Raw genomic sequence first — 12472 nt, 5'->3', positions numbered from 1 at the left:
CGGGGGACGCGCCGAGCGGGTGCGATCCGGTGCGATCCGACCGCGACAGACACCGCGCACGACGGCGGCGGGACGGGATGCGGACGCCCGGAGCAGGACGGGTCCGCGGCATCTGCGGCGGCGGACCGGCTCGGAGGAAGGGCGTCAGTTGCGCATGCCGACACGCTAACCCGACGCCACCGACACCCGCACCCGAATTACTGACACCATCGTCGGCATGCTTGTCGCGTTCTCCATCACCCCGCTCGGCGTGGGTGAGTCCGTGGGCGACCCGGTCGCCGACGCCGTCCGGGTGGTCCGCGAGTCCGGCCTGCCGAACCGGACCGATGCCATGTTCACCACCGTCGAGGGTGAGTGGGACGAGGTGATGGCGGTGGTGAAGCGGGCCGTCGACACCGTCGCGGCCCAGGCGCCCCGGGTCAGCCTGGTGCTCAAGGCCGATCTGCGCCCCGGCGTGACCGACGCGATGACCGCGAAGGTGGCGCACATCGAGGCGCGTCTCGCCGAGGGATGAGACGTGCCGCCACCGCCTCCTCACCCGCCGTCGCGGTGTGATCCCCTCACGCCACGACCGCGATACGGTCGCAGGACGGTAACGAGGACGGCCGCGGTCAGCGGCGCGGACGAGAGGTGGCGGTACGCATGGCAGAGCAGGCGACGGCGCAGATCGGGGTCACCGGTCTGGCCGTGATGGGTCGCAACCTGGCCCGGAACCTGGCCCGCAACGGCTTCGCCGTGGCGGTGCACAACCGGTCGCCGGAACGCACCCGCAGCCTGGTCGCCGAGCACGGTGACGAGGGCACGTTCGTGCCGTCCGAGTCGCTCGCCGACTTCGTCGCCTCGCTGGAGCGGCCACGCGCGGTGATCGTGATGGTGAAGGCCGGCGCGCCGACCGACGCCGTGATCGACGAGCTGATCCCGCTGCTGGAGGAGGGGGACATCGTCGTCGACTGCGGCAACGCGCACTTCGCCGACACCCGCCGCCGCGAGGAGGCGCTGCGCACGCACGGGCTGCACTTCGTCGGCACCGGCGTCTCCGGCGGCGAGGAGGGCGCGCTGCGCGGCCCGAGCATCATGCCGGGCGGCTCGGCGGAGTCCTACCAGAAGCTCGGGCCGATCTTCGAGAAGATCGCCGCGCAGGTCGAGGGCGCGCCCTGCTGCCGGCACGTCGGCCCGGACGGCGCCGGCCACTTCGTGAAGATGGTGCACAACGGCATCGAGTACGCCGACATGCAGCTCATCGCCGAGGCGTACGACCTGTTGCGGGCCGGCCTGTCGGCGAGCCCGGCGGAGATCGCGGACATCTTCCGGGAGTGGAACGGCGGCGAGCTGGAGTCGTTCCTGATCGAGATCACCGCGGACGTGCTCGGGCACACCGACGCGGCGACCGGCCACGCGTTCGTGGACGTGGTGCTCGACCAGGCCGAGCAGAAGGGCACCGGCCGCTGGACCGTGCAGAGCGCGCTGGACCTGGGCATCCCGATCACCGGCATCGCCGAGGCCACGTTCGCCCGCTCGCTGTCCGGCCACGCGGACCAGCGCGAGGCGGCCCGTCGCGTGTTCGCCGACGCCGGCGAGAAGTGGCAGGTGGAGGACCGGGACACGTTCGTCGAGGACGTGCGCCGCGCGCTGCTGGCCAGCAAGATCGTCGCGTACGCGCAGGGCTTCGACCACATCCGGGCCGGCAGCCGGGAGTACGACTGGAACATCGACCTGGGCGGCACGGCCACCATCTGGCGGGGCGGCTGCATCATCCGGGCCCGCTTCCTGGACCGCATCCGGGAGGCGTACGACGGCGAGCCGGAGCTGGCGACGCTGCTCGTCGCGCCGTGGTTCGCCGACCGGGTCAGCGCCGGTGTCCCGGCCTGGCGGCGGGTGGTGGCCGACGCGGCCCGGGCGGGTGTGCCGACCCCGGCCTTCGCGTCGTCGCTGGCCTACTTCGACGCGCTGCGGGCGCAGCGGCTGCCGGCCGCGCTGATCCAGGGGCTGCGGGACAACTTCGGCGCGCACACCTACCACCGGGTGGACCGGGACGGCGCGTTCCACACCCGCTGGGCCGGCGACCGCTCCGAAGTGGAGGGCTGAGCCCCACCACGCTCACCCGGCCGGCGGCCCGGGTCCACGGCGCGTCATCGGACGCGTCGGGCCGGGGCCGTCGCCGGGTCACCGGGCCCAGTCCGCCGCCGGCTCACCGGCGGCCAGCTCGCCGATCTCGCCGGAACGGACGGTGGGGGTGTGTCCGAGGTCGACGCACCACCGCTCGGCGACGCCGGCGCACAGCTCGGCGACCGCCTCCCGGCGGCTCGGCTCCACCAGGTCGGCGGCGGCCAGGGCGGCCGTCATCTCGTACCGGAGATCGCGCATCTTCCACCCCCGTGGCGGCGCGTCCCGGCGGCGCGCCCTGCGCCGATGGTAAAGCGGAACGCCCCACGGATGCGGGGCGTTCCGCCGATGGCCGGCCGACGCCGGCCGACAGGTCAGAAGAACCGACGCCGCTTGGCCTTCTGCGGCCGGAGCAGGTCCGCGCCCTTGGTCAGCAGGCGGCTCACCCCGGTCGGCCCGCGACGGGCCTCCAGCGTGTGGCTGAGCCGGCGGGCGCCGGCCGCCGCCAGCGGCACGGCGACCGCCATGACCGCCCACTGCCCGATCCGCTTCTGAATCATGTGGTTCACCTCCGCGTTTGCTGTTGTCCCTACCGGTACCCAGCGCGTCGCGTCGGTAAGCGTGAGCTCAGACTCCCGGGGCCACCGGGTTGGGCAGCGCGCCGCCGAAGCGGCGGTCCCGCTGGGCGTACAGCTCGCAGGCGTACCAGAGATGACGGCGGTCGAAGTCGGGCCAGAGCGTGTCCAGGTAGACCAGCTCCGCGTACGCCGTCTGCCAGAGCAGGAAGTTCGAGATGCGCTGCTCGCCGGAGGGACGCAGGAACATGTCCACCTCGGGCACCTCGGGGTGGTAGAGGTAACGCGCCACCGTCTTCTCGGTGACCTTGTCCGGATGAAGCTTGCCGGCGGCGACGTCCCGGGCGATCGCGGCGGCGGCGTCGGCGATCTCCGCCTGGCCGCCGTAGTTGACGCAGAACTGGAGCGTCAGCGTCGAGTTGTCCCGGGACATCTCCTCGGCGGTCTGCAACTCGGAGATGACGCTCTTCCAGAGCCGCCCGGCCCGGCCCGACCACACCACCCGGACGCCCAGGTCGACGAGCTGGTCCCGGCGGCGGCGGATGACGTCGCGGTTGAAGCCCATCAGGAAGCGGACCTCGTCCGGCGAGCGACGCCAGTTCTCGGTGGAGAACGCGTACGCGGACAGGTAGGGGATGCCCATCTCGATCGCGCCCTCGACGGTGTCGAACAGGCTGTGCTCGCCCTGCTCGTGCCCCTTGGTGCGGGGCAACCCCCGCTCCTTGGCCCAGCGGCCGTTGCCGTCCATCACGATGGCGACGTGCCGGGGTACCGCGGCGGGCGGCAACGCCGGCGGCCGGGCACCGGACGGGTGCGGGGTCGGCGGCACCGGCTCACGGCGGTGCGCCCTCGTCGATCGGATCACTCGGTCATCTCCCTGTTCACACCAGCGACGGCGGGCCCGGCGCCGGTGCGCGGCGGGACCACACCCGGCCCCGCGCCGCCGGGCGGCGGGACCGCGCCGGGCGCCGGGGCACCCCGGTCGACCAGCGGCAGCGAGCGTAGCGCGCGCTCCAGATGCCACTGGAGGTGCGCCGCGACCAGCCCACTGCACTCCCGGCGTACGCCGTTCTCGGCGGCGTCGGCGTACGCCCAGTCGCCGGTGGTCAGCGCGGACATCAGCACGAACGTGGCCGGCGCGGGATGGGCGGCGCCGGGCGGCCGGCAGTCCGGGCAGACGGCGCCGCCGGCCGGCACCGAGAACGCGCGGTGCGGACCCGGCTCGCCGCAGACCGCGCAGGCGGCCAGCGCCGGCGCCCAGCCGGCGAACGCCATGCCGCGCAGCAGGTACGCGTCGAGCACCAGCGTGGTGGCGTGATCGCCGCGGGCCAGGGACTTCATCGCGCCGAGGGTGAGCTGGAACAGCCGCAGCGACGGCTCCCGCTCGACCGGGGTCAGCCGTTCGGCGGTCTCGGCGATCGCGCTGGCCGCCGTGTAGCGGGGGTAGTCGCCGAGGAACCGCTTGCCGTACAGCTCGATCGCCTCGACCTGGCTCACGGTGTGCAGCGAGCTGCCCTGGTTGCCCTTGGGGTCGCCGGCGAGTTGGAGGTCGACGTGGCCGAACGGCTCCAGCCGGGCACCGAACCTGCTGGTGGTGCGCCGGACGCCCCGGGCCACCGCGCGCAACCGGCCGTGTCGGCGGGTGAACAGCGTGATGATCCGGTCGGACTCGCCCAGTTTCTGCACGCGCAGCACCACCGCGTCGTCGCGGTAGAGCTGTCGGCGGTACCCGGCCATCGGTCCATTCTCCCTCGGGGTGCGATCTCAGGGTCGGCTCGGGGTGGACCGGCGGGCGATCCCGGATGTGGCGGTCACCCGGCCGACCCTAGGGTGCTGGCCATGGCTTCGCTCCGAACGGCGTTCCGGCCGCGCGGCACCGCTTCCCGGCCGCGCGGCACCGCTTCCCGCCCGCGCGCGGTGGTGGCGGCGACCGCGGCCGCCGCGCTCATCGTGCTCGCCGGGTGTGACACCCTCTCGTTCCGCCGGCTCGACTACGACCAGACCGAACGCGCGAAGATCACCCGGATCACCGTGGACGGCGACGGCGACGGCTCCGGGGACGTGGTGGTGCGCGCCACCGGCCCGGTCGACCAGGTGCAGATCAAGCGCGTGGTCCGCTACCAGGGCGGCGAGCCGGACAGCCGGTACGAGATCAGGGGCGACGAGCTGGTGCTGCCGACCGACTGCGGGCAGCGGTGCAGCATCTCCTGGGAGGTGACCGCGCCGCCCGGCGTGGCGGTCCGGGGCGGCACCGGCTCGGGCAACGTCGACCTCAACGAGGTCGGGGCGGTGGAGTTCACGCTCAGCTCCGGCGACCTGACCGTCAGCGGCGCCAGCGGCGAGGTCCGCGCCTCCACCGCGTCGGGCAACATCCGGCTGACCGAGGTGGCCGGTCCGGTCCGGCTTCGGACCGGCTCCGGCGACATCGAGGCCCGCCGGCTCGCCTCCGCGGTCGACGCGGAGGCGGCCCCGGGCAACCTGACCGTCGAGCTGGACCAGCCGGCCCCGGTCCGACTGCACACCACCAGCGGGGACATCGACCTCGCCGTGCCGGCCGGCCGGTACCGGGTGCGGGCCGACGCGAAGTCCGGCGACACCGACGTGCGGGTGTCGAACGACCCCGGTGCGTCCCTGCTGCTCGACGTGACAGCCACCAGCGGCAACGTCACCGTCAGCAGCCGCTGAACCGGCCGCCGCTGAGCCGGCCCCCCTGAGCCGGCCGCCGCTCAGTCGGCGGCGCGGACGCTGGACGGTCCGGCGGCGCGGCCCGCGGACGACCCGGCGGCCCGGTCCCGGGGCGCGTCGGCGTCGGCGGGCGGCCCGTCGGATCGGCCGGTCGTCGGCCCGGGGGCACGGCGGGGCGCCGGCACCCGGGCCCCGGCGCCGACCAGCCGGCCGGCCGCGCCGGCCGGGGCCGGGCTGGCCGGGGCGTCCGCCGCCCCCGCCGGCACGGTCCGCCGTGGCCGGCCGGGCACCAGTTCCGGGGTACGCCGGGCCGCCACGTCCTCGACCCAGCCGACCAGCAACGTCACCACGCCGACGAGCACGAAGACCAGCCCCACCCGCAGCCACAGGCCGACCGGGTCCCGCGGCGACCAGCCGACCAGGCCGACCAGCGGGGTGAGCGCCACCACGAACGGCATGTGCCAGAGGTAGACGGTGAGCGCCCGCCGGTTCACCACGGTCACCGCCCGGCCGAACACCGGGAACCTGTCGACCCACGCCGCGCCGGTGGGCGCCCGGCCGATCGCCACCAGGATGAACGCGGTCGCCCAGAGCGCGTTGCCCAGCGGGATGTCGTTGATGTCGTAGCCGCGCGGCCCGGGATGGGTGACGATCCACGCCAGACCGGCCGCGCCGAGCACACCGGCGACCGGCAGCAGCACCCGGTTGCGCATCCGGCGCAGCAGGCCGTCGTGGTGGGCGAAGCCGAGCAGCCACGCGCCGAAGTAGAGGCCGAACTCGCGCAGCACCGTCGGCGGGTTCAGCAGGATGCCGAACTCGATGGCGGCGAGCAGCGCGTACGGGGCGACCAGCGTGGGCAGCGGCGCGCGGCGGAACAGCCACAGCGCCACCGGCGAGGCGAGCACGAACCAGAGGTAGTCCCGCAGGTACCAGATCGGGCTGAGCGCCAGCCCACCCCAGTAGTTGGCCGGCGGGTCAGCGATCGGGAAGAGCCAGAGCAGCACCTTCGGCTCGAACGTCAGCCCGGTGAGCAGCATCGCCGGCACGAAGACCGCGGCGAGCACCCAGAGCGAGGGCAGCAGCCGACGCAGCCGACGCCCCACGGCGGACACGCCGCTGCGGCCCAGGGACGCGGCCATCAACGACCCGGCCAGGGCGAACATCACCGCCATCGCCGGGAACACCAGCGTGAGCGTGGCGTAGCCGGTGACGTGGTAGGTGACGACGCGCAGGATGGCCAGGAAGCGGAGCAGGTCGAGGTAGCGGTTTCGCATCAGCTCGCAGCGGGGTCCGGGGACAGGGACAGAAGTCCCTACCCTGCTCCCGGAGCCTGTGAAACGTGTAAGAACGCCCACAGAACGTGAGATGCCCCATAAGACTGACTGATCCGGCCCTCAGAAGCCGAGCTTGCGCAACTGCTTCGGGTCGCGCTGCCAGTCCTTCGCCACCCGCACGTGCAGGTCCAGGTAGACCCGGGTGCCCAGCAGCTCCTCGATCTGCCGGCGCGCGGTGGTGCCGACGTGCTTGAGCCGGCTGCCCCGGTGACCGATCACGATCGCCTTCTGGCTGGACCGCTCCACGTAGAGATCCGCGTAGATCTTCGTGAGGTTGCCCTCCGGGATCATCTCCTCCACCACCACGGCGATGGAGTGCGGCAGCTCGTCCCGGACCCCCTCCAGCGCCGCCTCCCGGACCAGCTCGGCGACGAGCACCTGCTCCGGGTCCTCGGTGAGCATGTCGTCCGGGTAGAGCTGGGGCGACTCCGGCAGGTAGCCGGTCATCACGTCGACGAGCGTGCCGACCTGGTGGCCGGAGACCGCGCTCACCGGCACCACGGCCGCGAACTCGCCCAGCTCGCTCACCGCGAGCAGTTGCTCGGCCAGGCGCTTCTTGTCCACCAGGTCGGTCTTGGTGACCACGGCCAGCACGGTCGCCTTGAGGCTGGCCAGCTCGCCGGTGATGAACCGGTCGCCCCGGCCGACCGGCTCGTTCGCCGGCACGCAGAGCCCGATCACGTCGACCTCGCTCCAGGTCTCCCGGACCAGGTCGTTGAGGCGCTCGCCGAGCAGCGTGCGGGGACGGTGCAGGCCGGGCGTGTCGACCAGCACGAGCTGCGACTCCGGCCGGTGCAGCACCGCCCGGATGACGTGCCGCGTGGTCTGCGGCTTGCTCGACGTGATGGCGATCTTGGTGCCGACGATCGCGTTGGTCAGCGTCGACTTGCCGGCGTTCGGCCGGCCGACGAAACAGGCGAAACCGGCCCGGTACGGGCGGTCCACGGGGGCCGTCACTCGACCACCGTGCCGAGTACCGAGCCGTCCGGCGCGGCCACGTGGATCGGCGCGTCGGCGGAGAGGTCACGCACCGCGGCGTGCCCGGCGCCGTCCAGCGTCGACGCCTCGGTCACCACCACCGCGGCCTCCAGCCGGCTCGCGCCCGCGGCCACCGCCGAGGCGACCGCCAACTGGAGCGCGGTCAGGGTCAGCGACGGCAGCGCCACGCTGGCCGCCGCGTACGTCCGGCCGTCCTGGTCGCGGACCGCCGCGCCCTCCACGGCCCCCACCCGGCCCCGGGCGCCCCGGGCCAGCACGACCAGCTTGCCGTCCTCGGCGCTCAGCTCGGCCGGATCGGCGGGGGTGGGCCGGGCGGCCGGCACGGCGGGTGACTCAGGCATCGGCGGGTTGCCTCTCCTCGGAACGGTTGTGGTTGCCACGGGACTCGGTCGGATCGGGCCGCCCCGCGCCGTCCGGCGCGGAACCCGGCTCGGACCGGCTCACCAGCACGGTGTCGATCCGGTTGCGTCGGCCGGTGGTGCCCTCGGCGATCAGCCGCAGGCCGGCCACCTCGGCCTCGGCGCCCGGGATGGGCACCCGGCCGAGCGCCTGGGCGAGCAGCCCACCGACCGTCTCCACCTCGTCGGTGGGCAGGTCGGTGTCGAACAGCTCGCCCAGATTCTCCACCGGCAGCCGGGCGGTCACCCGCACGGCCCCGTCCGGCAGATGCTCCACCGGTGGGCGCTCGACATCGTACTCGTCGGTGATCTCACCGACGATCTCCTCCAGGATGTCCTCGATGGTGACCAGCCCGCCGGTGCCGCCGTACTCGTCGACCACGATGACCAGGTGGTTCCGGGCCGCCTGCATCTCGGAGAGCAGGTCGTCCACCGGCTTGGACTCCGGCACGAACGTCGCCGGTCGCATCAGCTCGGCCACCGGCATCTGCCGCGCTCCCCGGTCGCCCTGGGTCCGCCGGATCAGATCCTTGAGGTAGAGCACGCCGAGCACGTCGTCGACGTTCTCGCCGATCACCGGGATGCGGGAGAACCCGGACCGCAGGAAGAGCGCCAACGCCTGCGCGAGCGTCTTACGCTCCTCTATCCACACCATCTCGGTACGCGGCACCATCACCTCACGGGCGATCGTGTCGCCGAGCGCGAAGACCGAGTGGATCATCTGACGCTCGCCGTGCTCCACCACGCCGCGCTGCTCGGCCAGGTCGACCAGCTCACGCAGCTCCACCTGGGTGGCGAACGGCCCCTCGCGGAAGCCCTTGCCCGGGGTCACCGCGTTGCCGATCAGGATCAGCAGCGACGCCAGCGGGTTGAGCGCCCGCCCCAACCAGCGCACCAACGGCGCGACCGCCCGGCCGACCGCGTAGGCGTGCTGCCGGCCCAGCGTGCGCGGCGCGACACCGACCACCACGAAGCTGACCACCGTCATCGCCCCGGCGGTGACCAGGGCCGCCCGCCAGCCGGCGCCGAACGTGTCCACCGCCACCAGCGCGACGAGCGTGGTGGCGGTCAACTCGGCCAGCAGGCGGAGCAGGAGCAGCAGGTTGAGGTGGCGGACCACGTCGCCGGCGACCGCCTGGAGGGCACGCGCGCCGCGCGCGCCGTCGCGGGCCAGCTCGGCGGCGCGCGCCGGGGAGACCGCCGCCAGCGCCGCCTCGGTCATCGCGATCAGGCCGGCGAGCACCACCAGCCCGGCCCCGAAGAACAGGAGCTGAAGATCGGGCAGGCCGGCCGGGGCCGCCGCCGCGAGAGTGACCATCACCGGGACCGGGTCGACCGCCAGCTGGCCAGCAGCCGGGCCTGGAGACCGAACATCTCCCGCTCCTCCTCGGGCTCGGCGTGGTCGTAGCCGAGCAGGTGCAGCACGCCGTGCACGGTGAGCAGGTGCAGCTCGTCGGCGGCGGAGTGCCCGGCGGTGGCCGCCTGCTTGGCGGCCACCTCCGGGCAGAGCACGATGTCGCCGAGCAGGGCCGGCTCGCCGCCGGCCGGGCTGCTCTCGCCCGGGCCGTGGTCGACGCTCCCCTCGTCCATCGGGAACGCGAGCACGTCGGTCGGGCCGTCACCACCCATCCAGCGGTGGTTCAGCTCCGACATGTATTCGATGTCGACAAGCAGCACGGACAGCTCGGCGAGCGGGTTGACCCCCATCTCGTCGAGGGCGTGCCGGGCGACGGCGAGCACAGCGTCGGTGTCGACGACGACACCGGACTCGTTGGCGATCTCGATGGACAACTGTCTTCCTCTGGTGGTTAGCGGCGCCGACCGGCCCGGCCGCCCTGGGCGGTCCGCCCCGGCACGGCGTGCACGCTCTGCGCCTGCTGGTTCTCCCGCTCGGCGTCCCAGCGGGCGTACGCGTCGACGATCTCACCGACCAGCTTGTGGCGGACCACGTCGGAGCTGGAGAGCTGGGCGAAGTGCACGTCCTCGACGTTGTTCAGGATCTCCCGGACCACCCGCAGGCCGCTGCTCGTCCCGCCGGGAAGGTCCACCTGGGTGATGTCGCCGGTGACCACGATCTTGGAATTGAAGCCGAGTCGGGTGAGGAACATCTTCATCTGCTCGGGCGTGGTGTTCTGCGCCTCGTCGAGGATGATGAACGCGCTGTTCAGCGTCCTGCCCCTCATGTATGCCAGCGGCGCGACCTCGATCGTGCCGGCGGCCATCAGCTTCGGGATGGACTCCGGGTCGAGCATGTCGTGCAGCGCGTCGTAGAGCGGGCGCAGGTAGGGGTCGATCTTCTCGTTCAGCGTGCCCGGCAGGAAGCCCAGCCGCTCGCCGGCCTCGACCGCCGGCCGGGTCAGGATGATCCGGTCGACCTGCTTGGCCTGGAGCGCCTGAACCGCCTTCGCCATGGCCAGGTAGGTCTTGCCGGTGCCGGCCGGGCCGATGCCGAAGACGATGGTGTGCGCGTCGATCGCGTCGACGTAGCGCTTCTGCCCGAGCGTCTTGGGACGGATGGTGCGACCGCGCCGGGAGAGGATGTTGAGCGTCAGGACCTCGGCGGGCCGCTCGGCGCCGCCCTGCTCGAGCATGCCGACGGTACGCCGGACGGCGTCTGTGGTCAGGGTCTCGCCTTTCTCGATCAGTTCGAGGAGCTCACTGAAGAGACGCTCGGCGAGGGCGTTGTCGGCGGGCGCACCGGTGATGGTGATCTCGTTGCCGCGCACGTGGACGTCGCTGCTGACCGAGCGTTCGACGAGACGCAGGATCTCGTCGCCCGCGCCGAGCAGGTTCACCATGATCTTCTGGTCTCCGACCGTGATCCTGGTCTGCACCCGGGGCGGGTCGGGAGGTGGGGTGCCGGTCATAGGTCGGGCCCGTCGGGCCCTGCGCCACCTGCTCTCCGATCTCGGCGCCGGGCCCTGCTGGCGCGGCGTACGGTGGCCTCCATCGTATCGGGTCGGCACCGTACGCACCGCGCCCATTTCCGGTGCCCGGCGGTCAGCCGCCGGCGCGGAAGTCGTACCCGTCGAACGCCTCCTGCCGCCGGGTGAAACGGTAGGTCGCCCAGTGCATCCGGACCACCGCGCCCCGCTCGTCCCGGGTGAGCCGGAGCAGCTCACCCGCCTCCCGGCCGGAGACCGTGCGGAACACGTCCGGCCGGTCCGGCTGCGGCGCGAACACCGACGGCGGCTTGCCGGCCGGGTCGTCCGCGCCCCGGGCCCGCAGCGCGCCGTCGTGCCAGGAGAAGACGGACTCGAACCCCTCGCCCCACCAGCGGCCCAGCATGCCGCGCAGGTGTTCCGGGGCGGGTGGGCCGGGACGCCACGGCTCGATCTCCGCCGGGTCGTGCTCGGCGGCGGCGGCGAGCAGCTCGTGCGTCAGGTCGAGCACCTCGACGCCGGTGCCGGACGAGCCGAGCACCGCGCAGCCCATCGCCCCGGCCGTGCCCTCGCCACCACGACGACCGTAGACGGCGGCCAGGAAGCCCGGCATCGCGCCGTCGTGCCCGACGTGGGTCACCCGGCCCGGTCGGGGCACCAGGATCACCCCGAGCCCGAAGCCGGCCGTCCAGAGCGACTCGTCCGTGGTGGTGAGCGGCCAGCGCATCTCCTCGACGGTGGTCGGGGCGAGCACCGCGCCGGCCGGGTCCAGCGCGGCCGGGTCGGCCAGGAACGCCGCCCAGCGGGCCATGTCCGGCGCGGTGCTCCAGAGCTGGGCGGCCGGCGCCACCGCGCCGAAGTCGACGGGCGGCTCCGGGTGCGCCTCGTCGGAGTACGCGTCCACCAGGAAACCGGTGACGGCCCGCTCCCCCGGCGTGACGCCGGTGGCGGTCAGCCCCAGCGGGGCGAGCACCCGCTCGGCGAGCACCTCGGCCCAGGTGCCGCCGCGCCGCCGGGCGACCGCCTCGCCCAGCAGCGCCAGGCCGAGGTTGGAGTAGTGGAAGCGACGGCCGGTGGGCAGCACCCGCTCGACCCGGGCCAGGTCGGCCAGCAGTTCGTCGACGGCCGGGGCACGCAGCGTGTCCCACACGTCGCCGTACGGCTCGCGTTGCAGGCCGGCGGTGTGCGACAGCAGCCGACGGACGGTCAGCTCGCCGTACGCGGGCAGGTCCAGGTGCCGCCCGATCGGGTCGTCCAGGTCGAGCAGCCCGTCGTCGCGGCACTGCATGACCAGCACCGCGGTGAACGTCTTGGTGACCGAGCCGATCCGGAAGACGCTCTCCGGATCGAGCGCGGTGTCGTTGCCGGTGCCGCCGACCGCGCAGGCCCAGAGCGGCCGGTCGGCCCGGTGCAGCGCCGCCGACAGCGCCGGGACCCGCCCGTTCGCCTGGGCCTGCCGGGCCATCCGGTCGAGCCGGTCGGAGATCGAGGTCATG

The 12472-nt window shown here is 73.5% G+C and carries 14 protein-coding genes; 3 read left to right on the top strand and 11 right to left on the bottom strand.

Annotated elements, in window-relative coordinates; translation table 11 throughout:
- Positions 1–217: 217 nt before the first annotated feature.
- Complete coding sequence (locus ACLQ2W_RS18410; protein WP_425787494.1) at positions 218–514, top strand: MTH1187 family thiamine-binding protein; 297 nt, start codon at positions 218–220, stop codon at positions 512–514.
- A gap of 128 nt (positions 515–642) precedes the next feature.
- The gene (gene gndA / locus ACLQ2W_RS18405) at positions 643–2085 is read left to right on the top strand and encodes an NADP-dependent phosphogluconate dehydrogenase (RefSeq protein ID WP_405090808.1); all 1443 of its coding nucleotides are present in this window, start codon (positions 643–645) and stop codon (positions 2083–2085) included.
- Between the two features lie 78 nt (positions 2086–2163).
- On the opposite strand, the gene ACLQ2W_RS18400 is transcribed toward gndA, so the two are convergent.
- The 4 genes from ACLQ2W_RS18400 to recO form a co-directional block, all read right to left on the bottom strand.
- The gene (locus tag ACLQ2W_RS18400) at positions 2164–2364 is read right to left on the bottom strand and encodes a thioredoxin reductase (protein WP_425787493.1); all 201 of its coding nucleotides are present in this window, start codon (positions 2362–2364) and stop codon (positions 2164–2166) included.
- A 113-nt stretch (positions 2365–2477) separates the two neighbouring features.
- The gene (locus tag ACLQ2W_RS18395) at positions 2478–2663 is read right to left on the bottom strand and encodes a hypothetical protein (RefSeq protein ID WP_107155717.1); all 186 of its coding nucleotides are present in this window, start codon (positions 2661–2663) and stop codon (positions 2478–2480) included.
- A gap of 67 nt (positions 2664–2730) precedes the next feature.
- Complete coding sequence (locus ACLQ2W_RS18390; RefSeq protein WP_281938541.1) at positions 2731–3507, bottom strand: isoprenyl transferase; 777 nt, start codon at positions 3505–3507, stop codon at positions 2731–2733.
- Between the two features lie 32 nt (positions 3508–3539).
- Entirely contained in the window at positions 3540–4415 is an 876-nt protein-coding gene (gene recO / locus ACLQ2W_RS18385; RefSeq protein WP_107155715.1) for a DNA repair protein RecO, read from the bottom strand.
- Between the two features lie 102 nt (positions 4416–4517).
- On the opposite strand from recO, the gene ACLQ2W_RS18380 reads away from it, so the two are divergent.
- On the top strand, positions 4518–5363 hold the full coding sequence (locus ACLQ2W_RS18380) for a DUF4097 family beta strand repeat-containing protein (RefSeq protein WP_425787492.1): 846 nt from the start codon (positions 4518–4520) through the stop codon (positions 5361–5363).
- Between the two features lie 41 nt (positions 5364–5404).
- On the opposite strand, the gene ACLQ2W_RS18375 is transcribed toward ACLQ2W_RS18380, so the two are convergent.
- From ACLQ2W_RS18375 to ACLQ2W_RS18345, 7 genes are all read right to left on the bottom strand, one after another.
- Positions 5405–6637 carry an acyltransferase family protein gene (locus tag ACLQ2W_RS18375; protein WP_425787491.1) on the bottom strand — a complete coding sequence of 411 codons (1233 nt, stop codon included), beginning with the start codon at positions 6635–6637 and terminating at the stop codon, positions 5405–5407.
- Positions 6638–6757: 120 nt separating this feature from the next.
- Positions 6758–7654: a GTPase Era gene (era, locus tag ACLQ2W_RS18370; protein ID WP_425787490.1), complete on the bottom strand. Its 897-nt coding sequence runs from the start codon at positions 7652–7654 to the stop codon at positions 6758–6760.
- Complete coding sequence (locus tag ACLQ2W_RS18365; protein WP_281937199.1) at positions 7651–8037, bottom strand: cytidine deaminase; 387 nt, start codon at positions 8035–8037, stop codon at positions 7651–7653. The genes era and ACLQ2W_RS18365 overlap by 4 nt, the downstream gene beginning before the upstream one ends.
- Positions 8030–9436: a hemolysin family protein gene (locus ACLQ2W_RS18360; RefSeq protein ID WP_199199575.1), complete on the bottom strand. Its 1407-nt coding sequence runs from the start codon at positions 9434–9436 to the stop codon at positions 8030–8032. Before ACLQ2W_RS18360 ends, ACLQ2W_RS18365 begins: the two co-directional genes overlap by 8 nt.
- Positions 9412–9885 (bottom strand): rRNA maturation RNase YbeY, encoded by a 474-nt coding sequence (gene ybeY / locus ACLQ2W_RS18355; protein WP_405090813.1) that lies wholly within the window; start codon positions 9883–9885, stop codon positions 9412–9414. The genes ACLQ2W_RS18360 and ybeY overlap by 25 nt, the downstream gene beginning before the upstream one ends.
- Before the next feature lie 17 nt (positions 9886–9902).
- On the bottom strand, positions 9903–10961 hold the full coding sequence (locus tag ACLQ2W_RS18350; protein ID WP_425787489.1) for a PhoH family protein: 1059 nt from the start codon (positions 10959–10961) through the stop codon (positions 9903–9905).
- A 133-nt stretch (positions 10962–11094) separates the two neighbouring features.
- Entirely contained in the window at positions 11095–12471 is a 1377-nt protein-coding gene (locus tag ACLQ2W_RS18345; RefSeq protein WP_425787488.1) for a serine hydrolase domain-containing protein, read from the bottom strand.
- Position 12472 lies beyond the last annotated feature (1 nt).

The organism is Micromonospora sp. DT227 (genome assembly GCF_049841835.1).
Lineage (GTDB): Bacteria > Actinomycetota > Actinomycetes > Mycobacteriales > Micromonosporaceae > Micromonospora.
Note: the sequence above shows the minus strand (reverse complement) of the source record. Positions and strands in the feature narration are given on the sequence as shown.

Coding starts and splice junctions, on each gene's coding strand:
- ACLQ2W_RS18395 (WP_107155717.1), bottom strand. CDS start 2,663: ATGATTCAGAAGCGGATCGGGCAGTGGGCGGTCATGGCGGTCGCCGTG.
- recO (WP_107155715.1), bottom strand. CDS start 4,415: ATGGCCGGGTACCGCCGACAGCTCTACCGCGACGACGCGGTGGTGCTG.
- ACLQ2W_RS18410 (WP_425787494.1), top strand. CDS start 218: ATGCTTGTCGCGTTCTCCATCACCCCGCTCGGCGTGGGTGAGTCCGTG.
- ACLQ2W_RS18345 (WP_425787488.1), bottom strand. CDS start 12,471: ATGACCTCGATCTCCGACCGGCTCGACCGGATGGCCCGGCAGGCCCAG.
- ACLQ2W_RS18350 (WP_425787489.1), bottom strand. CDS start 10,961: ATGACCGGCACCCCACCTCCCGACCCGCCCCGGGTGCAGACCAGGATC.
- gndA (WP_405090808.1), top strand. CDS start 643: ATGGCAGAGCAGGCGACGGCGCAGATCGGGGTCACCGGTCTGGCCGTG.
- ACLQ2W_RS18365 (WP_281937199.1), bottom strand. CDS start 8,037: ATGCCTGAGTCACCCGCCGTGCCGGCCGCCCGGCCCACCCCCGCCGAT.
- ACLQ2W_RS18400 (WP_425787493.1), bottom strand. CDS start 2,364: ATGCGCGATCTCCGGTACGAGATGACGGCCGCCCTGGCCGCCGCCGAC.
- ACLQ2W_RS18375 (WP_425787491.1), bottom strand. CDS start 6,637: ATGCGAAACCGCTACCTCGACCTGCTCCGCTTCCTGGCCATCCTGCGC.
- ACLQ2W_RS18380 (WP_425787492.1), top strand. CDS start 4,518: ATGGCTTCGCTCCGAACGGCGTTCCGGCCGCGCGGCACCGCTTCCCGG.